Origin of the sequence: Nonomuraea sp. NPDC050153, from assembly GCF_044460125.1 — a bacterium.
Taxonomy (GTDB): domain Bacteria; phylum Actinomycetota; class Actinomycetes; order Streptosporangiales; family Streptosporangiaceae; genus Nonomuraea.
On record NZ_JBITJQ010000018.1, the window covers coordinates 154,970 to 179,037 of the forward strand.

Below are 24,068 nucleotides of genomic sequence, written 5' to 3' on the forward strand. Positions count from 1 at the left end.
CGGTGACCGCCCCGCGTGCCAAGCCGTTCACCCCGCCCGCCCCCGGCAACGACCTGGCTCCGATGATCGAGCTCTACAAGATCGCGGTGGAGATGGCCGACCGGGTCTCTGCCCGGCGCACCCTGGCCAATGCCTTCTTCCTGTCCATCCAGAGCACGCTGCTGTCGGTCGCAGCACTGTCGCTGTTCACCAGCGCGCGATCGTGGCCGGTTTCGGTGGTGTTCGCGCTGGTCGGGCTGGTGCTGTCGGGTACGTGGTGGGTGCAGTTACGCAGCTACCGCGATCTCAACCGGGCCAAGTTCGCCGTCATCAATGAGATCGAGCTGCAGCTGCCCGTGCAGCCGTTCGGGAGCGAGTGGCAGGCGCTGCTTGCCAGCCGTACGGGGCCGTGGCGGAGCCGCTACGCCGACCTGGGCAGCACCGAACGGATCGTGCCCGGCGTGTTCGTGATGCTGCATCTGCTGCTGCTGGCGGGCAGACTCCTGGCATGAGCTATCTGGACGCAGACGCGCACCTGATCCGGAGCCTGCTGCCGGCCCAGGCCGCGCCGCCGGACGACGCCGCCGGGCTGTTCGTCCTGTACGCGGTGTTGCTGCGGGCCAAGGGCGAGGAGGTGAGTGCCGAGGACGTCCACGACGCCTGGTCGGCGTGGATGAGCACGCGCGATCCCGACCACCCGGCGCTCGTCCCCTTCGCCGACCTGCCGCTCTCGACCCAGGCGGCCGACGAGCCGTACGCCATGGCCATCCGCGCGGCCGCCTCTCAGCGCCGACGGTGACACCGGCCACCATCCCGGCCCTCCGCATCACGTTGGTGCTCCTGCCGGCCGGGCCCCCGTCCGCCATTCCGGCTGCGCGGCAAGCGCGAGCACGACAAACGCCAGGCATACCCCGAGGCCGTCGAGGCCAGGGACTGGGCTCGGTGTCACCAGGCGTAGGCCTCGGGGGCGGGGCCGGGGCCCGGGAAGATGTCGTCCAGCGTCGCCAGCTGCTCGGCGTCCAGGACGACCTCCAGGGCCCGCCGCGCCAGAACCAGGTGCTCGTCCGTACGCGCGCCCACGATCGGCGCCGTGACCCCGGGCTGGTGCAGCAGCCACGCCAGGCCGATCACGGCGGGATGCTCCCCGAAGGCGTCACACGTCTTCTCGTAGCGCTCCACCTGCGCGCGATAGCCCTGGATCGCCGACGCGGCGCGCCCGCTCCTGCCCCGGGCGGCGTCCTGCTTGCGGAGCAGCCCGCCGAGCAGCCCGCCGTGCAGGGGACTGTACGGCAGGAAGCCCATCCCCAGCGCCTGGCAGGCGGGCAGCACTTCGAGCTCGACGGACCGCTGCGCCAGGCTGTAGATGCTCTGCTCCGAGACGAAGCCCAGCAGCCCCTGCCGCTCCGCCGTGTGCTGTCCCCGCATGATGTGCCAGGCGGCGTGGTTGCTGGTGCCGAAGTACAGGACCTTCCCCTGCTGGCGCAGCAGGGACAGCGCCTCCCAGATCTCCTCCCACGGCGTCAGCCGGTCGACGTGGTGGAGCTGGTAGAGGTCCACGTGGTCGGTCCGGAGCCGCTTCAGCGACGCCTCGCACGCCCGGACGAGGTGCCGGGCCGAGAGCCGGATGTCGTTGACCCCCGGCCCCATGGCGCCGTACGCCTTGGTGGCCAGGACGATCTCGTCGCGGCGGGACGGCGTCGCGGCCAGCCACCTGCCGATGATCTCCTCGGTCCGGCCCTTCTCCGGTTCGAGGCCGTAGACCTGCTTGTTGGCATCGGCGCCGTACACGTCGGCGGTGTCGACGAGGTTGATGCCGCCGGCCACCGCGCGGTCGAGGATGCGGTGCGCGCTCTCCTCGTCGGTGACGGGGCCGAAGTTCATCGTCCCGAGGGCCAGCCGGCTGACGCGCAGTCCCGACCGGCCCAGCTGTGCGTGGTTCATCGCCCGTCCTTGAAGCGTTCTGGAGAGAACTTCTCGATGTCGAATTCGGTCCGGCCGTCGAGCGCGAGCTGGGCGCAGATGAGGCCGACCGCCGCGCAGTGCTTGAACCCGTGGCCGGAGAAGCCGCCGGCGAAGACCACGCGGTCGGTGCCGCCCACGTCGCCGATGATGAAGTCGCCGTCGGGGGTCTTGGAGTTCATGCAGGCGGTGGCGTGGGCGACGCGGGGGTCGAGCCCGGGGAAGGCGCGCCGGCAGAAGTCCTCCGTGGGCGCCAGGTCCTGGGAGGACGGGGGCTCCCAGTTGTGTTCCGGGCGTTCCAGCCACCGCTTCTTCACCGTGCCGCCGACCCCGACCTTGACGCCCTGGCCGTCGACGTCGGGGATCCCCCACCCGTCGAGGTCCCGGCTCTCCCTGACGAACACGGGGAAGCTCTCCGGCCGGTAGCCGCCCGGGTCCTGCCGCGCCCGGAACCAGGCCAGGCACGAGCGCTGCGTCCGCAGCGGCAGCTCGACCCCGGGCAGCAGGTCCAGCCCCCACGCGCCGGAGGCGAGCACCACCCTCCTCGCGGTGAACGTCTCCTCGCCGGTGACGACCTCGACGTGCCCGTCGGCGACCCGCAGGGCGCGTACGGGGGTCTCGGCGTGGAGCCGGGCGCCCGCGCGCCGCGCCGCGTCGGCGGCGGCGGTGATGCACGCCTCGGGGTGGAGGACCCCGGCGCCCGGCTCGTAGACGGCCACGTCGTCGTCGAACGCCGCGTGCTGGGGGAAGCGCTTGGCCAGCTCGTCCGGTTCGAGGAATTCGTGACTCACCTCGCCCGCGGTCGCGCTGGCCAGGGCGTCCTCGATCAGCGGCCCGCCGCGCGTGCCGATGACGATCCCGCCGGACGGGGTGAACAGGGCGGCGCCGCTCTCCCTCTCCAGCCCCCGGACCAGGTCGAGGGTACGCCGGGTCAGCGGCACGTACTCCTTGCCCTCGAACAGGATCTGCCGGTAGATGCGGGACCCGCCGTGCGAGGAACCCCGCGGGTGGGCCAGCGGGAACTGTTCGATCCCGACGACCGAGGCGCCGCGCGCGGCCGCCTGCCAGGCCGTCATCGACCCCATGGCGCCGAGCCCGATCACGATCACGTCAAGCATGTGTGCTCCGTTTCTGACGTCACAGCACCTTGGACAGGAACGCCTGGGTTCTGTGGTGCTTGGGGTCGCTCAGCACGTCCCGCGGGGGTCCCGACTCGACGATCACGCCGTCGTCCATGAACACGAGGGTGTCGCCGACCTCCCGGGCGAAGCCCATCTCGTGCGTGACGACGATCATGGTCATCCCGTCCCCGGCCAGCCGGCGCATCACGTCCAGGACCTCGCCGACCAGCTCGGGGTCCAGCGCCGACGTCGGCTCGTCGAACAGCATCAGCTTCGGCCGCATGGCCAGCGCGCGGGCGATGGCGACGCGCTGCTGCTGGCCGCCGGACAGCTGCCCGGGGTAGCTGTGCAGCTTGCCTTCGAGCCCCACCCGGCGCAGCAGCTCCTCCGCGTACTCGGTGGCGGCGGGGCGCGGCTCCTTCTTCACCAGGCACGGGCCGAGGGTGACGTTCTCCAGCGCGGTGAAGTGCGGGAACAGGTTGAAGTTCTGGAAGACCATGCCGATGCTCGCCCGCTGGCGGCACACCTCCTTCTCGTGCAGCTCGTAGAGCGAGTCCCCGCTCTGGCGGTAGCCGATGAGCTCGCCGTCGACCCACAGCCGGCCGCGGTTGATCGTCTCCAGGTGGTTGACGCAGCGCAGGAACGTGCTCTTGCCGGAGCCGGACGGGCCGACCAGGCAGAGCACCTGCCCCTCGTCGAGGGTGAGGTCGATGCCCTTGAGCACCTCGTGGCGCCCGTAGCTCTTGTGCACGCCCTGGGCCTGGACCAACGGGTTGCCGGACATCAGCGTGCCTCCCCTGACACGGTCTGCCGTCGCGAGAAGAGGTTGCGGCGCAGCCGGGAGCCGTACGAGGCGCCGGCGTCCGAGCCGGAGGAGAAGCGGCGCTCGATCCTGGTCTGCAGCGCGGTCAGGATCGAGGTGGCCAGCAGATACCAGATGCTCGCGACGATGAGCAGCGGGATGGTCTGGAAGTTGCGCCCGTAGATGATCTGCACGCTGTAGAGCAGCTCCGGGATGGCCAGCATGCTGATCAGCGAGCTGGTCTTGAGCATCGCGATGGTGTTGTTCCCGGTCGGCGGGATGATGACCCGCATCGCCTGGGGCAGGATGATCTTGCGCATGGTCATGGCGCGCGACATGCCGAGCGAGCTCGCCGCCTCGATCTGCCCCTTGGGGATCGACATGATCCCGGCGCGGACGATCTCCGCCATGTACGCGCCCTCGTTGAGCGCCAGGCCGAGCACGCCGGCGATGAACGGCGTGATCAGGACGTTCGCGTCCAGCGTCGCGAACGTCGGCCCGAACGGCACGCCGACCCCGATGACCGGGTAGAGCGCGCTGAGGTTGAACCAGAAGATCAGCTGCACCAGCAGCGGGGTGCCGCGGAAGAACCAGATGTAGGCCCCGCTCGTCCACGCCAGCACCCGGTTGGGCGAGCCGCGCATCACCGCGAGCACGACGCCCAGGGCGATGCCGATCGCCATGGCGATGGCGGTGAACTCCAGGGTGAGCAGGAGACCGTGCAGCACCGTTCCGTCGAACAGGTATCTGGCGACGATCTCCCACCGGTACCGCGGGTTGGTGAGCAGCGAGTTGACCAGCATCGCCACGAGCACCAGCACGACGCCGGTGGCGACCCACCGCCAGGGGTGCCGGGCCGGGATCGCCTTGATCTCCGCGGGCCCGGCCGGTCCGGACGAGGCCTGTCCGGACGAGGTCTGCCGGGTGGTGTCCGTCGCCATGTCAGGTCACCGCGGGGCGGAGGGGGCGGGGAGTGCGCATGGGCTAGGCACATCCTTCCTTGATCGGCTGCGGGAAGATCTCGTCGCCGTCGCCGACCTGCTCGGGCTTGGTGAAGATCTCCGACTTCTCGATCGCGCCGTCGACGACGCCCCACTTCTCGGCGATGCGCTTGTAGTGCCCCTCCGAGATCAGCTTCGTCATCGCCTTCTGCAGGACCTCGTTGAGCGCGGCGTTGCGCTTGGGGATCGCGATGCCGGCCAGGCTGTGCGGGGTCCGGTACGTGCCGGTGACGCAGAGCGCGCCCTCCGACTGCTTGGCGGCCCACTCCACGGCCGGCTTGTCCGCGCTGACCACGTCCGCGCGGCCGCTGGACAGCGTCAGCACGACCTGGTTCTGGTCCGGGATGCGGATGATCTGGACGGGCTTGCGGCCCGCGCCCACGCAGTACTTCTCGGCCTTCTCCAGCCGCTCGACCTGCGTGGTCCCGCTCTGCACGGCCACCCGCAGGCCGCAGACGGTGTCCTTGAAGTCGTTGGCCTTGATCCCGCTGCCCTTCTTCACCAGGAACCCGCCTCCGCTGAGGTAGTTCGAGACGAAGCCGACGACCTCGAGCCGGTCCCGCTCGATCCCGAACCCGGCGATCCCGATGTCGTACCGGCCCGCCTCCAGGCCGGGGATGATGTTGTCGAAGGAGGTGTTCTTCCAGTCGACCTTCAGCCCGAGGACCTGCCCGAGCGCGTCGCCGGTGTCGATGTCGAAGCCGACCAGGGTCTTGTTGTCCTCGGCGAAGAACTCCAGAGGCGCGTAGGGGGCGTTCGTGCCGATGATGAGGGCGCCGCGGCCGCGGATCTCCGCCGGGACGGCGGCGGCCAGCTCCGCGTCCTTGGCGATCGCGGCCGACGGGCTCGCGGCGGCGGCCGTGCCCGACGCGGACGCGGTGTTCGAGGTGCCCGCGGTGCTCGGGCCGCTTCCGCAGGCGGCGAGGGGTAGGAGGAGGACGCCGGCGAGAACCGCCGCGTAGGCGTGCTTGCCGCGGTTGGAGTGAGTGCTCATGTGCCACCAGCCTTGCTTTTCCAGGAGGTCAGGGCTCGACTACCTGGTGTCGGACATTGTTGCTGCGCGGAGCGGCAGCTCCGCGACGACCCCCGTGCGGCATTCGAGGTTGCCCCCGGCCAGACCCAGCTCGGCGACGCGGATGACCGACGACTGGCCGGCCGTGGGCACCGCTTCGCCGAAGCTGTCCGTTCCCGTCTGGACGTAGTACGTGATGCAGGCTCTGCCCGCGCCGACGGGCAGCACGTTCGGCTGGCGCGCCGTCTCGCCCGGGATCACCAGCGGGCCCCGCGGCTCCCAGGTGAGCGCGTCGTCGGAGCGGTAGGTCACCAGCCCGTTCCGGCTCTCGGCCAGCATCCAGACGCCGCCGCCCAGCTCGAAGAGCGACGGGCCCTCGTGCCAGTCCTCCAGGGCCTGGTCGGCGACCTTCCACTCGTACAGATCCGCGCTGGTGGCCCGCCAGATCGAGCCGCCCCGCGCCTCGTCCTTGAACCACAGCCCCCAGCCGCCCGCCGGCATGGGGAACACGTACGGATCCACGGCGTGATCCGTGCCGAGGTCCAGCCTGGAGACGTGCTCCCAGTCCCACAGGTCGGCGCTCGTCAGGTGGTGCACCTGGCGGTGCCACGGGCTGGGCCGGCCGTGCGTGTCCCACGCCGGGTCGTCCGGCACGCCCCGGATGAAGGTCACGAACAGGTGGTAGGCGCCGTCGTGCCAGACCACGTCCGGACCCCAGAACGTGTTGATCCCGCGCTCGACCGGCAGCGCGAGCGTCCCCCGGTAGAGCCAGCTCCGGCCGCCGTCGGCCGAGCTCGCCACGCCCACCTGGCTGCCGTGGCAGCGGCCGATCCGCGGCGGCCCGCCGATCTTCGTGTTGGCCCGGCGGTGCGCGAACAGGCACCACCACGAGGCCTCCTCGCGGTTCCAGACGAGTACGGGGTCGGTGGCGCCGTCGTGGACGGGATCGACGATGGTCGCGGCGGTCATGATCTGCCCTCCTGGATCGCGTACGCGTGCCCGTGCTCGACGGCCGACTCGACGGCCGGCTGCAGGGATCCGCGCAGGTTGGCGTGGACGGCGGCCGTGTTCCACGTCAGCCCGTCGACGCACCGGCCGGCGAACACCTCCGACACCCGCCCGAGCCGCCGCAGGCCGCGCAGCAGCTCCGCGGTCACCACCGGAGCCATGGCGGTGACCTCGAGCTCGGGGGCGGCGCTCGCCAGGTGCACGGCGTGGGCGCCGCCCTGGAGCTGGAAGGACACCTGCATGACCAGCTCGGGGATGACCGGATTCACCTTGCCCGGCATGATCGACGAGCCGGCCTGCACGGGCGGCAGGCTGACCTCGCCGAACCCCCCGACCGGGCCCGAGGCGAGGAGCCTGAGGTCGCCGGCGATGCGGGCGACGGCCCGGCCGGCCCGCGCCATCGCGTCGGCCACCCAGGCCAGGCCCTCCAGGGACGAGATGCCCTCGGACAGGTTGACCGACGGCCGGATGTCCAGCCCGGTCTCCTCCGCCAGGCGCCGGATCGCCAGCTCGCGGTATCCCTCAGGGGCCCCGAGCCCGGTGCCGATCGCGGTCGCGCCGAGCGGCACGTACCGCAGCGCCTCGGCCGCGTCCTCCAGGGCGGTGGCCGCGGCCAGCACCGACGTCGCCTGGCCCTCGTGCACGAGGGCCGCGGGCACGGGGACCGCGTCCTGGAGGCAGGTGCGGCCCAGCCGGGTCAGGGACTCGTACTGCCGGCCCTTCCGGCTCAGCGACTCGGCCAGGACCCGCAGGGACCGCGCCGCGGACCGGGCCGTGACCAGCACCGCGATGTTCAGCGCCGTCGGCATCACGTCGTTGGTCGACTGGGACCGGTTCACGTGGTCGTGCGGGTCGACCCGGCGCCCCAGCAGGGCGGAGGCCCGGCCGGCCAGCACCTCGTTCATGTTCATGTTGGTCGAGGTGCCGCCGCCGCCCTGGACGACCTCGAGAGGGAAGTGCTCGTGCAGACCTCCCTCCATGACCTCCTGGGCGGCGGTCATGACGGCCTGCGCGATGTCGGGGCCGAGCACCCCGAGCTTGTCGTTGGTCCACGCCGCGGCGCTCTTGACCTGGGCCAGCGCGATCAGCAGCGCGGGGTATTCGCGCAGGGTCTCGCCGCCGAGGCGGAAGTTCTCGCCGGCTCGGGCCGTGTGGATGCCGTAAAGGACGTCCGCGGACAACGTGAACGGCCCAAGAAGATCATGCTCCACCCGCGTGGAGGAATCCGGCCGATCCACAGCATCACCCCTCACTTGAAAGGTTGCCTGGTAGGTTGCCAGCCAGACTTTCTTGCCAAATCGGGTGTGTCAAGAGTGGAAAATGTAAAAAAAGCCGCACTTGTCCCGGCGCACTGCTCGAAGGAGTGTCGCGAACCTGCCAGGCAACCTGACTTCACCTGCGGCATGGGTGCGCACGACGAAGACCCGCCTGTCGTTACAGGCGGGTCTGAGGAACGGGGCCGGCGGTCACCGGTCGGTGGCGGCGGCCCCCAGGATCTCGCTGCGGTAGGTCAGGAGGTGCCGGCGCCACACCTCGGCCGCCTCGGCGGCGTTGCCCTCCCGGATGTGCCTGATCACCATGCGGGACTCCTCGACGTGGCCGTCGCGCGCGCTGGCCTCGGCCAGCGCGCGGCGCCGCAGCTCCTGCCACAGCGGCCCCGCGACGTGCCGCAGCGCCTCTTCGAGGGCCTGTTCCAGCAGCGGGTTGCGGGCGGCGCGGGCGATGGCGCGGTGCACGGGCAGGTCGCTGGCGTAGGCGCCGGTCTCCGCGTACTCGGCCTCCAGCTTGGCCAGGGTGCTTTCGAGCAGTTCGAGGTCCTCCGGGTAGCGCTTCTCGGCGGCCAGCGCGGCCAGGCAGGGCTCGATCGCGAGCCTGGCCTCGAACACCTGCGGCGGCAGCACCTCCACGCCCCAGGTCGCCACGGTGGACGCCGTGCCGGTGACCACCGTGCCCCTTCCCTTGTGGGACTTGGCCAGGCCGGCGAGCTCAAGGGCGGCGAGCGCCTCCCTGATGGTCGGCCGGCTCACCGCGAAGTTCTGCGCCAGCTCGCGCTCGGAGGGCAGCTTGTCGCCGGGCTTGAGCTGCTCGTCGCGGATCGCCGCGACGATCTGGTCGGCGACTTGGACGGCCGCGCTCCTCTTGACCACCGGAGTCACCGAGAACCCCGCGCTGCCACTCGTCACTACTCGATGCTCCTCTTTTGTGGCCATCTGTGCGCTCGATCGCATGATATCAAGCGGCTAGGCAACCTGACACGCTGACCAACAGCACCTGTCGTACCGAGCTCAGCACGACGTGACACCGCGGTCAACACGCGCCCTGCCGGTCATGCAGGGTTTGCGTCCGCACGGCCATGACGTTGCCCGCCGGGGGTAGCAAATATCTGAGGCCTGCGAAGGTGCGCACGGGTGACGAGGTTTGTGGAAGTTATGGAGGCGATGGCGCGGTCGCGTGCGGGGAACCTGCCACTGGAGCTCACGAGCTTCGTCGGTCGCAGGAATGAGATCGCTGAGGGCAAGCGCTTGCTCACCGCGGGCCGGATCCTGACGCTCACCGGCGTCGGCGGCGTGGGCAAGACGCGGCTGGCGCGGCGGATCGCGGCGGAGATGTCGCGGGAGTTCGACGACGGGGTCTGGCTGGTCGACCTGGCTCCGCTGGTGGCCGGTGCCCTGCTCGCCGAGACGGTCGCCGACGCCGTCGGCTGCCCCCGGCAGGATCCGGCCTCTCTCGCCGAATACCTGCACGACAAACGGCTGCTGCTGGTGCTGGACAACTGCGAGCACCTGCTGCCCCAGGTAGCCGCCCTGGCCGGCGATCTGCTGGCGATGGCCCCCGACCTGCGCATCCTGGCCACCAGCCGGCAGGCGCTGCACGTCCCGGGGGAGCTGATCCTCGACGTTCCGCCGCTGAACGTGCCGGAGCAGGCCGAGCTGTCGATGGACGGCGCCCTGGAGAACGAGGCGGTGCGCCTGTTCGAGGACCGGGCCGCCTCCGCCGTGCACGAGTTCCGGGTCACGGAGGCCAACAGCGCGGCGGTGGTGCGGCTGTGCCGGCGGCTGGACGGCATCCCGCTGGCCATCGAGCTCGCGGCGGTACGCGTCCTGGTCCTGTCCGTGGACCAGATCCTGGAGCGTCTCGACGATCGGTTCCGGCTGCTGACGACCGGTCCCACCACCGCGCCGCCGCGCCAGAAGACGCTCAGGGCGCTGGTGGACTGGAGCTACGACCTCTGCTCCGAGGACGAGCGGACCCTGTGGGAGCGGCTGTCGGTCTTCTCCGGCGGCTGCGGCCTGGACGCGATCGAGCACGTGTGCTCCGGGGACGGGACCGCCCCGGAGAACCTCACGGGCCTGCTGACCCAGCTGGTGGACAAGTCGATCGTGCAGCGCCGCGGGCAGGGCCCCGCCGTACGTTTCGAGATGCTCGACACGCTGCGCCAGTACGGGTGGACGCGGCTCGTCGCCTCCGGCCAGGACCGGGCCCTGCGGCTGCGCCACCGCGACTGGTGCCGCCGGCTGGCGGCGCGCTCGGAGGACGAGTGGTTCGGCGAGCACCAGATGGACTGGCTCGGGCGTCTCAGCCAGGAGCAGGGGAACGTGCGGGCCGCGCTGGAGTTCTGCCTGAGCGAGCCCGGCGAGGCGTGGGCCGCGCGCGAGATCGCCGCCGCGATGTGGAGCCACCGGCTCTCGTGGAGCTCGCCGAGCGAAGGCCACCACTGGCTGGAACGGGCGCTGGAGCAGGAGCCCGAGGACGGCTCCGGGCGGGCCAAGGCCCTGTGGGTCGACGCGTGGCTCGTGCTGCTGCGGGGCGACGCGCAGGCCGCCAAGCCGCTGCTGGAGGAGTGCCAGGCGCTGGCGGAGCGGCTCGGGGACGAGGCCCAGCTCGCCGGCGCGCTGCACATCACCGGGTTCGCCGCGCTGCAGGCCGGCGACTTCTCCCGGGCCATGGAGCTCCTGGACGAGGCGCTGGCCCGCCGCCGCGCCCTCGGCCATCGGGGCCACGCGTGGGTGGCCCTCTTCCAGCTGGCCATGACCGCCGTCCTCATGGACGACCCGCGCTCCACGGCGCTCTGCGAGGAGGTGCTGGAGACGGCCGAGCACGCGAACGCCGAATGGTCGATCTCGTACGCGCTGTGGGTCGCGGCCCTCGACCGGCGGCGGCGGGGCGCCCCCCGGGATGCCGTGGCCATGATGCGGGACGCCGTGCGGCTGAAGCTGCGCTGCAACGACCATCTCGGCCTCGCCCAGTGCCTGGAGGGGCTGGCCTGGATCCTGACCGATGACGAGCAGTACGAGCAGGCCGCCCGGATGCTGGGCGCCGCCCACATGGTCTGGCAGTCGATCGGCACGTCGCTGCCCGGGCTCGCGCACCTGGCCGGCGCCCACTACCGGTGCGAGTCCGACCTGCGGCGGCACCTCACCGAACGGGCGTTCAAGGCCGCCTTCGACCGCGGCGCGGAGCTCACCCCCGAGCAGGCCGCCGCCTACGCGCTGGACGAGAAGCCCGCGCGGCGCGCGGAGAGCGCCCAGCCGGAATCCGACGCCACGTCCATCCTGACCCGCAGGGAACGGGAGATCGCCGGACTCGTCGCGCAGGGCATGAGCAACAAGGAGATCGCCGAGACCCTGGTCATCGCCCAGCGCACCGCGGAGTGCCACGTCGAGAACGTCCTGCGCAAGCTGAACTTCTCGTCCAGGTCGCAGATCGTCAAAGCGTGGGAATCGCGCCGGCCCGATGGCGAGTGACCTGCGCCTCCAGCCGGAGCCGGCGGCCGGCCCGGATCCGCTCGTCCGGATCCGGGGGCTCCGCAAGCGCTTCGGCGGCATCCACGCGCTGCGGGGAGTGGATCTCGAGCTCCGCCGCGGCGAGGTCCTCGCCCTGCTCGGCGCGAACGGCGCCGGCAAGTCGACGCTGATCAAGATCCTGGCCGGCGTCCACCACGCCGACGGGGGAGAGGTCGTCGTGGCCGGCCAACCGCTGGGCAGCCCGGCCGCCTGCGCCGCCATGGCGTTCATCCACCAGGACCTCGGCCTCGTGGAGTGGATGACCGTCGCGGAGAACATCGCCCTCGGCATGGGATACGCCCGGCGCGGCGGCCTCATCTCCTGGCGCGCCGTACGCCGCCGCTGCCTGGACGCCCTCGGGATCGTCGCCGGCCACCTCGGCCCGGGCGAGCCGATCGCGCACCTGACGCGGGCGGAGCGCTCGCTGGTGGCCATCGCCCGCGCGCTGGGCACGCGCGCGGAGATCATCGTGCTGGACGAGCCGACCGCCTCCCTGTCCGCCACCGAAAGCGAGCGCCTCTTCGACGTCCTGCGGACGCTCCGGGACCGCGGCCACGGGATCCTGTACGTCAGCCACCGGCTCGACGAGGTCTACCGGATCGCCGACAGGGTCGCCGTCCTGCGTGACGGCCGCCTCGTCAGCCTGGGGCCGGTCGCCGGCCGGGCCCAGGCCGACCTCGTGCGCGACATCGTCGGGCGGGAGGACGGGCGGGAGGAGAGGGGAGAGGGCCGGCAGGAGGCCGGGGCCCACCGGCGCCGGGCCGGCGGGCCGGGGGAGGTCCTGCTGAGCCTGGACGGCGTGTGCGCCGGCCGGGCGGGCCCGGTCGGGTTCGACCTGCGCTCCGGCGAGTCGCTGGGCCTCGTCGGGCTCACGGGAGCCGGGCACGTGGACCTGGGCCGCGCGCTGGCCGGCGCGTACCCCATGCGGGCGGGCCGCGTGCTGCTCGCCGGCGGCCCGTACCGGCCGGCCTCGGTCGCGGCGGCCGTCGGCGCCGGGGTCGGCTTCGTGTCCGGCAACCGGCAGGAGGAAGGGGGCGCCGCGGACCTGAGCGTGCGGGAGAACCTGCTGGTCAACCCCGGCGCGCGCGGCCGGTCGCCGCTGAGCCCGCTCAGCCCGCGCCGCGAGCGCGCCGAGACGGCGGCGCTCGTCGAACGCCTGAGCGTCCGCCCCGCCGACCCGGAGACGCCGTTCGCCGCCCTGTCCGGCGGAAACCAGCAGAAGGTGCTGATCGGCCGCTGGATCGAGGCCCGCCGGCGGCTCCTGATCCTGGAGGAGCCCACCGCCGGGGTCGACGTCGGCGCCAAACCCGAGATCCACCGGCTGCTCGACGAGGCCCTGGCGGCCGGGGCGGCCGCGCTCCTGGTCTCCGCCGACTTCGAGGAGGTCGCGCACATGTGCGACCGCGCGCTCGTGTTCGTGCGCGGAACGGTGAGCGCCGAGCTGAGCGGCGACGCCCTCACCGTGGCCGCCCTCACCCGGGCGGCGACGGCCGCCCCTGGGGCCGCCCCTGGGACGGACCGTTGCTGAGAAACGAGCTCACACCCCGGAGACGGCTCTCCGCCCGCCACCTGATCGGCGGGTACGGGCTGCTCGCGCTGGCGGTCATCCTGTTCGCCGCGTTCGCGCTGGCGCTGCCGGACACGTTCCCCACCATGGCCAACCTGACCGCGATCGTCTCCGCCTATTCGATCACCGCGGTCCTGGCGCTGGGCGCGATGCTCCCCATCATCACCGGGAACTTCGACCTGTCCATCGGCTACGGCCTGGGCCTGGCGCACGTCATGACGCTGGTGCTGGTCGTGAACGCCGGCCGGCGGTGGCCCGAGGCCTGCCTGGCCGTCCTCGCCGGCGGGCTGGCGGTGGGCGCGGTCAACGGCCTGCTCGTGGAGTTCGCGCGCATCGACTCGTTCATCGCGACCCTCGGCACCGGCAGCATCCTGTACGCCGTCACGGGCTGGGTGACCCAGGGCGCCCGGATCTTCCCCGGCCCGCAGGGCCTGCCCGAGGGCCTCACCGACCTGTACGACTCGACGCTCCTCGGCGTGCCGACGCCCGCCTTCTACGTGCTCGCCCTGGCCGGCGTGCTGTGGCTCGCGCTGGAACGCCTTCCCGTGGGCCGCTACCTCTACGTCATCGGCTCGAACCCGCGGGCGGCGGAGCTGGTCGGGATCCCGATCCGCCGGTACGTCGTGCTCGCCTTCGCCGGATCCGGCCTGGTGACCGGCTTCGCGGGCGTGCTCCTCGCGGCCCAGCAGCAGATCGGCAACCCGAGCGTCGGGCTCGACTACCTGCTGCCGGCGTTCGTCGCCGCGCTGCTCGGCTCCACCACGATCAAGCCCGGGCGGGCCAACGCCTGGGGCACGGTCGTCGCCATCGCGGTCCTGGCCATCGGGCTGTCCGGCATCAGCCAGCTGGGCGCGGACTTCTGGGTGACCCCGCTGTTCAACGGCGCCACCCTGCTCATCGCGGTCGGCCTGGCCGGCTACTCCGTGCGGCGCCGGGCGCACACCGTCCGGGCGAGGAGCCGGCCATGAACCTCGCCCGCCTCGTGGCCATCGCGCTGATCACGGGCGGCTGCTCGGCCGGCTGCTCGGGCGCCCCGCCTCCCGCGCCCGGAGGGGCGGGGCCGTGCCACGAGGTGGTCCACACCGCCAGGCAGGCGGTCGCTCGGGCCGAGTCGATGAACGTGCCCTGGGGCGGCCCCACGACCGGGCCGCGCGCCGTCCCGGGCAAGAGCATCGTCTTCGTCGCCGCGACCATGACCAACCCCGGCGTGGCCGGCACCGCCAAGGGCGTGCGGGAGGCCGCCCGGTCCGTACGGTGGAGCTTCCGCGTGATCGACGGGCAGGGCACCCCCGCCGGGATCCGGGTGGCCCTGGGCGAGGCGATCGCCCTGCGGCCGTCGGGCATCGTCCTCGGCGGGTTCGACCCGGGGGCCGTGGCGCAGCAGATCAAGCAGGCCAACGCCGCCGGGATCCAGCTCGTGGGCTGGCACGCGACCAAGTCGCCGGGCCCCAGCGCGGACCCCCGGCTCTTCACCAACGTCACGAGCCGGGTGGAGGACGTGGCGCGGATCAGCGCGTACTGGATCATCGCCAGGTCGAACGGCAGGGCCGGCGTCGTGATCTTCACCGACTCCTCGATCCCGTTCGCCGAGAACAAGTCCCGGCTCATCAAGGAGGCCCTGGCGACCTGCTCCGGCATCCGGCTCCTCTCCTACGAGAACATCCCGCTCCCCGACGCGGGCAGCCGCACGCCGCAGCAGGTCTCGTCCCTGCTGTCACGCTTCGGGGACCGGTGGACGTACTCGGTCGCCATCAACGACGTCTACTTCGCCGACGCCGCTCCGGCGCTGCGCGCCGCCGGCCGGCCCGGCAAGGGGCCGCCCTACTCCATCGGCGCCGGGGACGGCGACCCGTCGGCGTTCCAGCGGATCCGCGCCCGGCAGTTCCAGCACGCGACCGTCCCGGAGCCGCTGAACGCGCAGGGCAGCCAGATCGTCGACGAGTTCAACCGCGCGTTCGCAGGGAGCCCGCCGAGCGGCTACGTGACGCCGGTGCACTTGACCACGGAGGCGAACGTGGACGACGCCACGTCCTGGGACCCGCGCGGCTACCGCGAGGCCTATCTGCGGATCTGGCACGGGTAGCCCTGCGGTCACCCGGCCGGCCCGAGAACGAGCGCGCCCACCGCCAGAGCCAGGAAGAGCGCAGGAAAGGCGATCTTGCGGTACGCGCCGGCGCGGACGTGGGCGACGAGGGCTCCGACGAAGAACAGCACGAGCCCGGCCGCCGCCAGGACCCCGATGACGGGCACGCCGAGGAGCCCGAGCAGCAGGCCCGCGGCGCCGGCCGCCTTGAGCGCGCCCAGCATGGGAAGCCAGGACGGGGGGACGCCGACCTCGGCCGAATTGTTCAGGACGAACTTCGCGCGGGCGAAGTCGGCAATCGCGATCCCGGCGTTGGCCGCGATGGCGACGACGATCACTGTTACGTCGATCATGGCAGTCCCTCCTTCCGCGGGGGAGGCCGTTCCCGCCCCCACAGCTGGTGACGACGCAGCCGCGTAAAACGTGAGGTCTGCGCCGCGTCACATTCCGGGGTGGTGTTTCGTCAGTACCTTTGTGAGGAGCACATCGATGGGGGCGCCCGGCATGACGTTCCCGGCGGCGGACCGGGAGCTGCTCGTGAACGTCGCCTACCGCCTGCTCGGCTCGGTGTCGGAGGCGGAGGACGCCGTTCAGGAGGCCTACGCGCGGTGGTACGCGCTGGGGGACCGGTCCCAGGTCGGCTCTCCGACCGGCTGGCTCGTCACGACGGTGAGCAGGATCTGCCTCGACGTCCTCGGCTCCGCGCGGGCCAGACGCGAGCGGTACGTGGGCGAGTGGCTGCCCGAGCCCGTCCCGGACTCGACCCGGTGGACCAGCCAGACCGTCTCGGACGGCCCCGCCGATCCGGCCGACCGGGTCTCGTTGGACGAGTCGATCGGCATGGCGCTGCTCGTCGTCCTCGATTCGATGACCCCGGCAGAGCGGGTCGCGTTCGTCCTGCACGACGTGTTCAGGTACACCTTCGCCGAGATCGGCGCGATCATGGGCCGCTCGCCGCAGGCCTGCCGCCAGCTCGCCTCCTCGGCCCGACGCCGCGTCCGGGCACGCGGTCACGGCCACGTCCCCTCCGAGGAACGTACGCGCGTCGTCGCCGCGCTCAAGTCCGCCTGGGAGAACGGCGACCTGACGGCCCTCGTCGGGCTCCTCGACCCGGACGCGACCGCCGTCACCGACGGCGGCGGCGTGGTCAGCGCGACGCTCCGGCCCGTCCACGGAGCCGACGCGATCGCCAGGCTCCTCCTCGGCGTGCGCCGGCGGCAACCCGACCTGACCATCGAGCCGGCCACCGTGAACGGGCAGGCGGGGCTGGTGGCCCGCGACGGGGTGGGACGCACCCTCGCCGTGGTATCGGTGACGATCGCGGGCGGTTTCATCGACCGCGTCTGGGCGGTCCGCAACCCGGAGAAGCTCACCCGCTGGACCTAGCGACGACGGCCGCTGATCCGGGGCCGTCGGCCGGCGCGCTCACCAGCCTCGGGCGCGCAGGAAGGCGGCGCAGCGGCTGGTCCAGTCGCCCACGACGGGATCGGTGTCGGCCAGCCCCAGCCCGTGCCGGCCGCTGGGATAGACATGGACCTCCATGGGGATCCGGTGGCGGGCGAGCTCCCCGGCGACCTGGAAGGTGTTCTCGACGGGGACCGCCTCGTCGTCGGCCGTGTGCCACAGGAACATGGGCGGCGTGGCCGGGCCGACGCGACCGGGCAGCGACAGCTCGGCGCGTACGGACTCGGGGGCGTCCTGGCCGAGCAGGTTGGCGGCGGAGCCCTGGTGCGCGGCCGGTCCGGTGAGCGCCGCGACGGGATAGCAGAGCACGGCGAGCCCGGGGCGGGGGTCGGCCCGGTCGACGTCGTCGTGCGGGCCTTCCGGCAGCATGGAGCCCGCCTCGGTGGCGAGCAGCCCGGCCAGGTGACCGCCCGCGGAGAAGCCGAGCACCCCCACGCGGGCCGGGTCCACGCCGGTCGACGCGGCGTGGTGCCGGACCCAGCGCACCGCCCTGGCGGCGTCGAGCAGGGGCAGCGGGTGGCGGTGCGGCGCGATCCGGTAACGCAGGACGAACGCCGCGATGCCCAGCGAGTTGAGCCACCGCGCGACCGGCGCGCCCTCGTGGTCGGCGAGGTGGTGGTAGGCGCCGCCGGGGAGGACCACGACGGCCGGGCTGGGGCCGTCGTGCCGTACGGGGAAGGCGGTGATGGTCGCCTCGCCGGTCGTGGGCCACAGGGGGAACTCACTCATGCCGTGCCTTTCAGTCCGTCTGAGGACGGATGCTAGCGAGTGCGCCGATCGGGCCCGCGACCGCTTCGGTTAGGTTGGTCGGGTGCGCGACGAGATCGACGGCGACGGGCCCCGCACCGAGGGCGAGGGCAGATGACGAGCGCCGCGCGACCGCTGGACGGGCTGCGCGTCGTCGAGCTCTCCAGCTACGTGGCCACGCCGCTGAGCGGGATGACGCTGGCGCAGCTGGGCGCCGATGTGATCCGGGTCGAGCCGATCGGCGGGGCCCCCGACCGCACCCGCTGGCCGCTGGCCGAGAGCGGCACGAGCCTGTACTGGTCGGGGCTCAACAAGGGCAAACGCGCCGTCGAGGTGGACCTGTCCGCGGAGGAGGGGCGCCGGCTCGTCGCCGATCTGGTCGTCGGCGGGGGACCGCGCGGCGGGATCGTGATCAGCAACTCCGACCGGCACCCGGAGCTGACCTTCGAGGCGCTGCGCGCCCGCCGCCCCGACGTGATCCACGTGCTGCTCACCGGCCGCCGCGACGGCGGGACCGCGGTCGACTACACGATCCAGGCGGCGACCGGATTCCCCCTGCTGACCGGTCCGGAGGACGCGGCGCAGCCGGTGAACGGCGTGGTGCCCGCCTGGGACCTGGCCGCCGGCCTCTATCTGGCGGTCGGGCTGCTGGCCGCGGAGCGGCACCGCGTCCGCACCGGCGAGGGGCAGCAGGTGCGGGTCGCGCTGGAGGACGTCGCCCTGGCAGCGGCGGGAAGCCTCGGCTACCTCGCCGAGGCGCAGCTGAGCGGCACGCCGCGCGAGCGGGTCGGCAACCACGTCTACGGCACCTTCGGCCGGGACTTCGCCACCGCCGACGGCGGGCGGCTGATGGTCGTGGCGCTCACCGGCGGGCACTGGCGCGACCTGCTCGCCGCCACCGGCCTCACCGGCGTGGTCTCCGCGCTGGCCGCCGCCCTCGGGGTCGACTTCGGCGAGGAGTCCGCGCGCTACCGGCACCGCAGGGTCCTCGGCGACCTGATCGCGGGCTGGTTCGAGACCCGTACGCTCGCCGAGGCCGAGGAGGCGCTGCGGGCCACCCGCGTGCTGTGGTCGACATACCGGAGCTTCACGGAGCTGGTCGCGACGCTGCCCGGGAACCCGCTGATGGGCAAGGTCGCGCAGCCCGGGGTCGGCGAGCACTGGGCGCCCGGTTCGCCGCTGGTGATGGACGGCGAGCAAGCGCCTCCGCAGGCGGCGCCGGCGGTCGGCGGGCACACCGACGAGGTGCTGCGGGCCGAGCTGGGCCTGTCCACGAAGGATCTGGCGGCGCTGCGCAAGAACGGCGTCATCCGGACAAAGCAGGAAAGGTCCGCATGAGCTGGGCACCGCACACCCTCACCACCAGGGAGACCGTGGAGCCGGGCCCGGTCGCCGCGCTGTCGGCGCTGTTCGACGACGGCACGCCCGCGATCGGCCCGGGGGACGCGCTGCCGCCGCTGTGGCACTGGCTCGCCCTGGCCCGCTGGCCCGTCTCGTCCGTGCTCGGCGCGGACGGCCATCCGGCGCGCGGGTCGTTCCTGCCTCCGGTGGAGCTGCCGCGGCGGATGTTCGCGGGCGGCGAGGTCGCCTTCCACGCCCCGCTCGCGGTGGGCGGCACCGTACGCCGTGAGGCGCGCGTGGAGTCGGTCACCGAGAAGTCCGGGCGCTCGGGCCGGCTGGTCGTCGTGGTCGTCTCCATCCGGCTGTACGACGAGCACGACCGGCTCGCCGTCGAGGAGCGGCAGGACCTCATCTACCGCGAGGCCGGGGCCCTCCCGTCCGAGGCACCCCCGGCCGAGCCCGCGGCGGCACTGGCGCCCGCCGGCGCCCCATTCACCCGGGCGGGGGAGCGGGGCTGGCGGTTCGCCACGGACCCGACGCTGCTGATGCGCTTCAGCGCGGCGACGGCCAACCCCCACCGGATCCACTACGACTGGCCCTACGCCACCCGCGTCGAGGGCTACCCCGGCCTGGTGGTGCACGGGCCCCTGATGACGCTCGCCCTGGCGGAGGTCCTGCGCCTGGAGGGGCGTCAGAGGCCCGTGGCGCGCGTGCGGCACCGCAATCGCAAGCCCCTGTTCTGCGGCCGGCCCACGCTGCTGCGGCGCATCGACGCGGACACGCTGGGCGTGTTCGGCCAGGACGACGAGCCCCACAGCACGCTGGCGATCGAGCATGAGTGAGGGGGCGGAGCCCGGCCGCGCCCGTGCCCTGGTCGAGGCCCTGCGGGGCGTCGTCGGCGCGGCCGCCGCCCACGTCGCCTCCGCCGAACGGGACCAGGCCGTGGCCTACGACGTGGCGTCGATGTCGGCGGCCGTGGCGGCGGCGGGCGAGCTGCTCGACCACGACGCGGACCTGGCGCTGCTCTACGCCGCCGACGTCGCCGCCGACCTGACCGGCCGCCTGACCGGCAGGGAGTCCCTGTGGGGCGTGGACGGGACGGCCCTGGAGGGTGTCGCCGCGCACGTCGCCGCAGGTCGCGACCCGGCGTTCCTGGAGCGCGTGGCCGAGCGCGTGCTGGCCACCCGCGAGGCGGGGCCGCGGCACCTGTCCGCCGAGCTGCAGCTGGTCCGCGCCGCCTTCCGCGAGTTCGCCGCCGACCGCATCGCCCCCGTCGCCGACCGGATCCACCGCGACGACGAGGACATCCCCGCCGACATCATCGACGGGCTCGCCGACATGGGCTGCTTCGGGCTGTCGATCCCGGCCGAGTACGGCGGCGGCGCCGAGGGCGACGAGCCGGCCGCCACGCCGGCGGCCATGCTGGTCGTCACCGAGGAGCTGTCCCGGGCCTCGCTGGGCGCCGCCGGTTCGCTCATCACGCGGCCCGAGATCATCGCCACCGCGATCGTCCGCGGCGGCACCGAGGAGCAGAAACGGCGCTGGCTGCCGATGATCGCCTCGGGGGAGAGGCTGTGCGCCGTGGCGGTGACCGAGCCCGACTTCGGGTCCGACGTCGCCCGGATCGCCACGAGCGCCACCCGCGACGGCGACGAATGGGTGCTGAACGGCGTCAAGACCTGGTGCACGTTCGCCGGTCGCGCCCACTACCTCCTCGTCCTGGCCCGTACCGACCCGGCCGGGCACCGGGGCCTGTCGCTCTTCGTGGTGGACAAGCCCTCCTTCCCCGGCCGCGAATGGCGCCTCACCCAGGAGGGCGGCGGGTCCGTCGAGGGGCGCGCCATCAGCACGCTCGGCTACCGGGGCATGCACTCGTTCGAGGTGCGCTTCGACGGCTGGCGCGTCCCCGCGGCCGACCTGATCGGCGGGGAGGGCGGCCTCGGGCGCGGCTTCTACCTGCAGATGCAGGCGTTCGCCAACGCGCGGCTGCAGACCGCCGCCAGGGCCGTCGGGGTCATGCAGTCGGCGCTGGAGCTGGCCGTGGACTACGCGCGGCAGCGGCCGGTCTTCGGCCGGCCGCTCGCGGACTACCAGCTGACCCGCGCCAAGATCGCCAGGATGGCCGCCTTGATCGCCGCCTGCCGGGCCTTCGCGTTCGCGGCGGCTCGGGCCGTGACGGCCGGCGACGGCCAACTGGAGGCCGCGCAGGTGAAGCAGCTCGCCTGCCGGGCGGCCGAATGGGTCACCAGGGAGGCTCAGCAGCTGCACGGCGGCTACGGGTACGCGGAGGAGTACGGCATCTCACGGCTGTTCGTGGACGCGCGCGTGCTGTCCATCTTCGAGGGCGCCGACGAGGTCCTCGCCCTGCGGGTGATCGCCCGCAGGCTGATGAAGCCCTGACGCCGGCCTGGCCCGGGGTGCGTGCGGTGTCCCCCGAGCGCGGTGCCGCGAAAACGGCTGGCGGGGACGCCGGACCGGCCCGGGTCGCGGTGGATGGCGGCCTTGCGCCGGGGCGGGAGCTCCCCGGCCGGCACCTCTTCGCCAAGCTGCACGTCGCCGACCGCACCGAGGCCGTCATCCGCGCCCGTAACGCGGGCCTCGCCCGCTGAGCCCCCCGACAGAAAAAAGGGGGGTCAATAAGGGGTTGCGCCTTCCACCGTCATGTGGAGGACTCCAGGTGCTGTTGTATGGCGGCCATGACGTCCTGGGGCGAGGCCGCGCGGCTGAAGGTGGCGACGACGATCTCCTCGCCCTTCTCCTGCGGCTGCTCCAGGTGCCGGAAGGTGGCGATCACGTACCGGAGCGCGTGGTCGAGAGGACCGGAGGGGTCGTACGTGCCGCCCGCGCGCAGCCACCCTCGCAGGACCTGGTTGTGCGCGGCCACGACGGAGGCGGCCATGAGCTCGGCGCGCAGGCGGGCGTCGGGGGAGTCGCCCAGCCATTCGCCGACGAACTCGCGGAACAGCCGCTGGTAGCGGGCCACGCTGGCGATCTCCCTGTCGCGCAGCGCCGGCACCCGGCGGACCAGGCGGTAGCGGCGCAGCGACACCTCGGCGTCGTCGACGTAGTGGGCGAGCACGATGCGCACCGCGTCGGTGATGGCGACGATCGCGGTGTCGGCGGTGGAGGCCCGCAGCCTGGCGGCGATCCGTTCCAGCAGGGTGTCGTGGTCGGGGAAGATCGCGTCTTCCTTGGAGCGGTAGTAGCGGAAGAACGTGCTGCGGCTCACGCCTGCTCGCGCGGCGATGTCGTCGACGGTGGTCTGGTCGTAGCCGTGCTCGTCGAACAGCGCCACGGCGGCTTCGGCGAGGCGCTGGCTGATGGGCGGTGTCGGCATGTGGCCATTGTCTCCAAAGTTAGGGGTATCCAAGGATGCGAAACTGAGTATCGTCAATATGAAACTGAGTCTTACCGGTGGTGGTGAATGTCAGCGCAGGGCACCGCGGGCAGCCTGGCCCGCCTCAAAGAGCGGTTGGACGAGGCAGTTCACGTGGGTGAGGCCCGCGCGGCAGCCAAGCAGCACGCGAAGGGCAGGCTGACCGCCAGGGAGCGGATCGAGCGGCTGCTGGACGCCGGCTCGTTCGTGGAGCTGGACGCGCTGGCCCGTGGCGGACTCGGGTACGGCGACGGCGTGGTGACCGGCTACGGGACGGTCGAGGGCCGCCAGGTGTGCGTGTTCTCGCAGGACTTCACGGTGGCCGGCGGCAGCCTGGGCGAGGTGTACGGGCAGAAGATCTGCAAGGTCATGGACCTGGCCATGAAGAACGGCGTGCCGATCATCGGCATCAACGAGGGCGCCGGGGCGCGCATCCAGGAGGGCGTGGTCTCGCTCGGCCTGTACGGCGAGATCTTCCGCCGCAACATCCGGGCCTCCGGCGTGATCCCGCAGATCTCCCTCATCATGGGCGCGTGCGCGGGCGGCCACGTCTACTCGCCGGCCCTGACGGATTTCACGATCATGGTGGACGAGTCGTCGCACATGTTCGTGACCGGCCCGGACGTCATCAAGACCGTCACCGGCGAGGAGGTCACCTTCGAGGAGCTGGGCGGCGGCCGGGTGCACAACAGCCGCAGCGGCATCGCCCACTACCTGGCCCAGGACGAGGAGGACGCGCTCGATCACGCCCGGGCGCTGCTGTCGTACCTGCCGCAGAACAACCTGGACGAGCCGCCGCAGGCCGAGTTCGAGGCCGATCTGGAGCTCGGCGCCGACGATCTGGCGCTGGACGCGCTGGTGCCGGACTCGCCGAACCAGCCGTACGACATGCACGAGGTCATCGCGGCGCTGCTGGACGACGGCGAGTTCCTGGAGGTGCAGCCGCTGTTCGCGCCCAACATCGTGGTCGGGTTCGGGCGCGTGGAGGGCCGGTCGGTGGGCGTGGTGGCCAACCAGCCGATGCGGCTGGCCGGCACGCTGGACATCGACGCCTCGGAGAAGGCCGCCCGGTTCGTGCGCACCTGTGACGCGTTCAGCATCCCGGTTCTCACGCTGGTGGACGTGCCCGGTTTCCTGCCCGGCACCGAGCAGGAGTGGAACGGCATCATCCGGCGCGGCGCCAAGCTCCTGTACGCCTACGGCGAGGCCACGGTCCCGCTGGTCACGGTGATCACCCGCAAGGCGTACGGCGGGGCGTACGACGTGATGGGCTCCAAGCACCTGGGCGCGGACGTGAACCTGGCCTGGTCGACCGCGCAGATCGCGGTGATGGGCGCCCAGGGCGCGGTCAACCTCCTGCATCGCAAGCGGCTGGCCGCCGCCGACGACCCGGACGCGCTGCGGGCCGAGCTGGTCCGGGAGTACGAGGACACCCTCGCCACCCCCTACCTGGCGGCCGAGCGCGGCTACGTGGACGCGGTGATCGCGCCGAGCGAGACCCGGCGCGAGGTCACCCGCGCGCTGCGGCTGCTGCGCGGCAAGCGCGACGCCTTGCCGCCCAAGAAGCACGGGAACATCCCGCTGTGAACGTGCCCGTGCACGTCAACGTGCATGTCAACGTGCAGGTCGACAAGGGCAATCCGTCGCCGGAAGAGCTGGCCGCCCTCGTCGTGGCGCTGCGTGCCGCCGCGCACGACGACGTTCCCGAGCCGGCCCCCGGCGGCTCGCCCGCGCGTCGCCCGTTGCTGCGCCGCCCCCTGGTGACCGGCCCCCGCGGATGGCGGGAGTCGCGATGGAGTCTTGGAGGATCCCTGTGAGCACGAC

23 protein-coding genes are annotated in these 24,068 nt (G+C 72.6%); 12 read left to right on the plus strand and 11 right to left on the minus strand.

All coding sequences use genetic code 11. The features are described from left to right. Positions 1-2 precede the first annotated feature (2 nt). Both ACIBQ1_RS36095 and ACIBQ1_RS36100 read left to right on the plus strand, forming a co-directional pair. The gene (locus ACIBQ1_RS36095) at positions 3-491 is read left to right on the plus strand and encodes a hypothetical protein (protein WP_397283801.1); all 489 of its coding nucleotides are present in this window, start codon (positions 3-5) and stop codon (positions 489-491) included. After that, positions 488-778: a hypothetical protein gene (locus tag ACIBQ1_RS36100; protein ID WP_397283802.1), complete on the plus strand. Its 291-nt coding sequence runs from the start codon at positions 488-490 to the stop codon at positions 776-778. Before ACIBQ1_RS36095 ends, ACIBQ1_RS36100 begins: the two co-directional genes overlap by 4 nt. Positions 779-924: 146 nt before the next feature. On the opposite strand, the gene ACIBQ1_RS36105 is transcribed toward ACIBQ1_RS36100, so the two are convergent. The 8 genes from ACIBQ1_RS36105 to ACIBQ1_RS36140 all read right to left on the minus strand — a co-directional run bounded on the left by ACIBQ1_RS36105 (position 925) and on the right by ACIBQ1_RS36140 (position 9,065). Beyond that, positions 925-1,920: an aldo/keto reductase gene (locus tag ACIBQ1_RS36105; protein WP_397283803.1), complete on the minus strand. Its 996-nt coding sequence runs from the start codon at positions 1,918-1,920 to the stop codon at positions 925-927. Next, a complete protein-coding gene (solA, locus tag ACIBQ1_RS36110; RefSeq protein WP_397283804.1) occupies positions 1,917-3,056 on the minus strand; it encodes an N-methyl-L-tryptophan oxidase in 1,140 nt (379 codons plus the stop codon). The genes ACIBQ1_RS36105 and solA overlap by 4 nt, the downstream gene beginning before the upstream one ends. Before the next feature lie 19 nt (positions 3,057-3,075). After that, complete coding sequence (locus ACIBQ1_RS36115) at positions 3,076-3,843, minus strand: amino acid ABC transporter ATP-binding protein (protein ID WP_397283805.1); 768 nt, start codon at positions 3,841-3,843, stop codon at positions 3,076-3,078. Beyond that, positions 3,843-4,802: an amino acid ABC transporter permease gene (locus ACIBQ1_RS36120; protein ID WP_397283806.1), complete on the minus strand. Its 960-nt coding sequence runs from the start codon at positions 4,800-4,802 to the stop codon at positions 3,843-3,845. Before ACIBQ1_RS36120 ends, ACIBQ1_RS36115 begins: the two co-directional genes overlap by 1 nt. A gap of 43 nt (positions 4,803-4,845) precedes the next feature. Beyond that, entirely contained in the window at positions 4,846-5,856 is a 1,011-nt protein-coding gene (locus ACIBQ1_RS36125; RefSeq protein ID WP_397283807.1) for an ABC transporter substrate-binding protein, read from the minus strand. A 39-nt stretch (positions 5,857-5,895) separates the two neighbouring features. Continuing rightward, a complete protein-coding gene (locus tag ACIBQ1_RS36130; protein WP_397283808.1) occupies positions 5,896-6,843 on the minus strand; it encodes a hypothetical protein in 948 nt (315 codons plus the stop codon). Continuing rightward, the gene (locus ACIBQ1_RS36135; RefSeq protein ID WP_397283809.1) at positions 6,840-8,120 is read right to left on the minus strand and encodes a lyase family protein; all 1,281 of its coding nucleotides are present in this window, start codon (positions 8,118-8,120) and stop codon (positions 6,840-6,842) included. Before ACIBQ1_RS36135 ends, ACIBQ1_RS36130 begins: the two co-directional genes overlap by 4 nt. Before the next feature lie 228 nt (positions 8,121-8,348). Continuing rightward, positions 8,349-9,065 carry a FadR/GntR family transcriptional regulator gene (locus ACIBQ1_RS36140; protein ID WP_397283810.1) on the minus strand — a complete coding sequence of 239 codons (717 nt, stop codon included), beginning with the start codon at positions 9,063-9,065 and terminating at the stop codon, positions 8,349-8,351. 225 nt (positions 9,066-9,290) lie between these two features. On the opposite strand from ACIBQ1_RS36140, the gene ACIBQ1_RS36145 reads away from it, so the two are divergent. Genes ACIBQ1_RS36145 through ACIBQ1_RS36160 form a run of 4 tightly spaced genes read left to right on the plus strand, consistent with a single transcriptional unit; the run spans position 9,291 to position 15,316 of the window. Next, positions 9,291-11,627 (plus strand): LuxR C-terminal-related transcriptional regulator, encoded by a 2,337-nt coding sequence (locus ACIBQ1_RS36145; protein ID WP_397283811.1) that lies wholly within the window; start codon positions 9,291-9,293, stop codon positions 11,625-11,627. Further along, positions 11,617-13,194 carry a sugar ABC transporter ATP-binding protein gene (locus ACIBQ1_RS36150; protein ID WP_397283812.1) on the plus strand — a complete coding sequence of 526 codons (1,578 nt, stop codon included), beginning with the start codon at positions 11,617-11,619 and terminating at the stop codon, positions 13,192-13,194. The genes ACIBQ1_RS36145 and ACIBQ1_RS36150 overlap by 11 nt, the downstream gene beginning before the upstream one ends. Continuing rightward, positions 13,188-14,201, plus strand: coding sequence for an ABC transporter permease (locus tag ACIBQ1_RS36155; RefSeq protein WP_397283813.1), 1,014 nt, complete (start codon positions 13,188-13,190; stop codon positions 14,199-14,201). Before ACIBQ1_RS36150 ends, ACIBQ1_RS36155 begins: the two co-directional genes overlap by 7 nt. After that, positions 14,198-15,316 carry a substrate-binding domain-containing protein gene (locus ACIBQ1_RS36160; protein WP_397283814.1) on the plus strand — a complete coding sequence of 373 codons (1,119 nt, stop codon included), beginning with the start codon at positions 14,198-14,200 and terminating at the stop codon, positions 15,314-15,316. Before ACIBQ1_RS36155 ends, ACIBQ1_RS36160 begins: the two co-directional genes overlap by 4 nt. 8 nt (positions 15,317-15,324) lie before the next feature. Here ACIBQ1_RS36160 and ACIBQ1_RS36165 read toward each other — a convergent pair whose 3' ends face one another. Beyond that, entirely contained in the window at positions 15,325-15,669 is a 345-nt protein-coding gene (locus ACIBQ1_RS36165) for a DoxX family protein (protein ID WP_397283815.1), read from the minus strand. A gap of 136 nt (positions 15,670-15,805) precedes the next feature. Between ACIBQ1_RS36165 and sigJ the strand changes: the two genes are divergently transcribed. Continuing rightward, the gene (gene sigJ / locus ACIBQ1_RS36170; protein WP_397283816.1) at positions 15,806-16,702 is read left to right on the plus strand and encodes an RNA polymerase sigma factor SigJ; all 897 of its coding nucleotides are present in this window, start codon (positions 15,806-15,808) and stop codon (positions 16,700-16,702) included. A 39-nt stretch (positions 16,703-16,741) separates the two neighbouring features. On the opposite strand, the gene ACIBQ1_RS36175 is transcribed toward sigJ, so the two are convergent. After that, entirely contained in the window at positions 16,742-17,509 is a 768-nt protein-coding gene (locus ACIBQ1_RS36175) for an alpha/beta hydrolase (RefSeq protein WP_397283817.1), read from the minus strand. A gap of 132 nt (positions 17,510-17,641) precedes the next feature. Between ACIBQ1_RS36175 and ACIBQ1_RS36180 the strand changes: the two genes are divergently transcribed. From ACIBQ1_RS36180 to ACIBQ1_RS36190, 3 genes are read left to right on the plus strand one after another with little or no spacing between them, the layout of a single operon-like run. After that, complete coding sequence (locus ACIBQ1_RS36180; RefSeq protein WP_397283818.1) at positions 17,642-18,865, plus strand: CoA transferase; 1,224 nt, start codon at positions 17,642-17,644, stop codon at positions 18,863-18,865. Continuing rightward, positions 18,862-19,710, plus strand: coding sequence for a MaoC family dehydratase N-terminal domain-containing protein (locus tag ACIBQ1_RS36185; protein WP_397283819.1), 849 nt, complete (start codon positions 18,862-18,864; stop codon positions 19,708-19,710). The genes ACIBQ1_RS36180 and ACIBQ1_RS36185 overlap by 4 nt, the downstream gene beginning before the upstream one ends. Next, complete coding sequence (locus ACIBQ1_RS36190; RefSeq protein ID WP_397283820.1) at positions 19,703-21,268, plus strand: acyl-CoA dehydrogenase family protein; 1,566 nt, start codon at positions 19,703-19,705, stop codon at positions 21,266-21,268. Before ACIBQ1_RS36185 ends, ACIBQ1_RS36190 begins: the two co-directional genes overlap by 8 nt. 259 nt (positions 21,269-21,527) lie before the next feature. Here the strand turns inward: ACIBQ1_RS36190 and ACIBQ1_RS36195 are convergent, their stop codons facing one another. Continuing rightward, complete coding sequence (locus ACIBQ1_RS36195) at positions 21,528-22,205, minus strand: TetR family transcriptional regulator (RefSeq protein ID WP_397283821.1); 678 nt, start codon at positions 22,203-22,205, stop codon at positions 21,528-21,530. Between the two features lie 87 nt (positions 22,206-22,292). On the opposite strand from ACIBQ1_RS36195, the gene ACIBQ1_RS36200 reads away from it, so the two are divergent. After that, a complete protein-coding gene (locus ACIBQ1_RS36200) occupies positions 22,293-23,831 on the plus strand; it encodes an acyl-CoA carboxylase subunit beta (protein WP_397283822.1) in 1,539 nt (512 codons plus the stop codon). Beyond that, on the plus strand, positions 23,828-24,061 hold the full coding sequence (locus ACIBQ1_RS36205; protein WP_397283823.1) for an acyl-CoA carboxylase epsilon subunit: 234 nt from the start codon (positions 23,828-23,830) through the stop codon (positions 24,059-24,061). The genes ACIBQ1_RS36200 and ACIBQ1_RS36205 overlap by 4 nt, the downstream gene beginning before the upstream one ends. The last annotated feature ends 7 nt before the right edge of the window (positions 24,062-24,068 follow it).

Excerpts from the sequence above, each read along its gene's own strand:
- ACIBQ1_RS36100 (WP_397283802.1), top strand. The coding sequence starts at position 488 with ATGAGCTATCTGGACGCAGACGCGCACCTGATCCGGAGCCTGCTGCCG.
- ACIBQ1_RS36105 (WP_397283803.1), bottom strand. The coding sequence starts at position 1,920 with ATGAACCACGCACAGCTGGGCCGGTCGGGACTGCGCGTCAGCCGGCTG.
- solA (WP_397283804.1), bottom strand. The coding sequence starts at position 3,056 with ATGCTTGACGTGATCGTGATCGGGCTCGGCGCCATGGGGTCGATGACG.
- ACIBQ1_RS36115 (WP_397283805.1), bottom strand. The coding sequence starts at position 3,843 with ATGTCCGGCAACCCGTTGGTCCAGGCCCAGGGCGTGCACAAGAGCTAC.
- ACIBQ1_RS36120 (WP_397283806.1), bottom strand. The coding sequence starts at position 4,802 with ATGGCGACGGACACCACCCGGCAGACCTCGTCCGGACAGGCCTCGTCC.
- ACIBQ1_RS36125 (WP_397283807.1), bottom strand. The coding sequence starts at position 5,856 with ATGAGCACTCACTCCAACCGCGGCAAGCACGCCTACGCGGCGGTTCTC.
- ACIBQ1_RS36130 (WP_397283808.1), bottom strand. The coding sequence starts at position 6,843 with ATGACCGCCGCGACCATCGTCGATCCCGTCCACGACGGCGCCACCGAC.
- ACIBQ1_RS36150 (WP_397283812.1), top strand. The coding sequence starts at position 11,617 with ATGGCGAGTGACCTGCGCCTCCAGCCGGAGCCGGCGGCCGGCCCGGAT.
- ACIBQ1_RS36160 (WP_397283814.1), top strand. The coding sequence starts at position 14,198 with ATGAACCTCGCCCGCCTCGTGGCCATCGCGCTGATCACGGGCGGCTGC.
- ACIBQ1_RS36165 (WP_397283815.1), bottom strand. The coding sequence starts at position 15,669 with ATGATCGACGTAACAGTGATCGTCGTCGCCATCGCGGCCAACGCCGGG.
- sigJ (WP_397283816.1), top strand. The coding sequence starts at position 15,806 with ATGGGGGCGCCCGGCATGACGTTCCCGGCGGCGGACCGGGAGCTGCTC.
- ACIBQ1_RS36175 (WP_397283817.1), bottom strand. The coding sequence starts at position 17,509 with ATGAGTGAGTTCCCCCTGTGGCCCACGACCGGCGAGGCGACCATCACC.
- ACIBQ1_RS36180 (WP_397283818.1), top strand. The coding sequence starts at position 17,642 with ATGACGAGCGCCGCGCGACCGCTGGACGGGCTGCGCGTCGTCGAGCTC.
- ACIBQ1_RS36185 (WP_397283819.1), top strand. The coding sequence starts at position 18,862 with ATGAGCTGGGCACCGCACACCCTCACCACCAGGGAGACCGTGGAGCCG.
- ACIBQ1_RS36190 (WP_397283820.1), top strand. The coding sequence starts at position 19,703 with ATGAGTGAGGGGGCGGAGCCCGGCCGCGCCCGTGCCCTGGTCGAGGCC.
- ACIBQ1_RS36195 (WP_397283821.1), bottom strand. The coding sequence starts at position 22,205 with ATGCCGACACCGCCCATCAGCCAGCGCCTCGCCGAAGCCGCCGTGGCG.
- ACIBQ1_RS36200 (WP_397283822.1), top strand. The coding sequence starts at position 22,293 with ATGTCAGCGCAGGGCACCGCGGGCAGCCTGGCCCGCCTCAAAGAGCGG.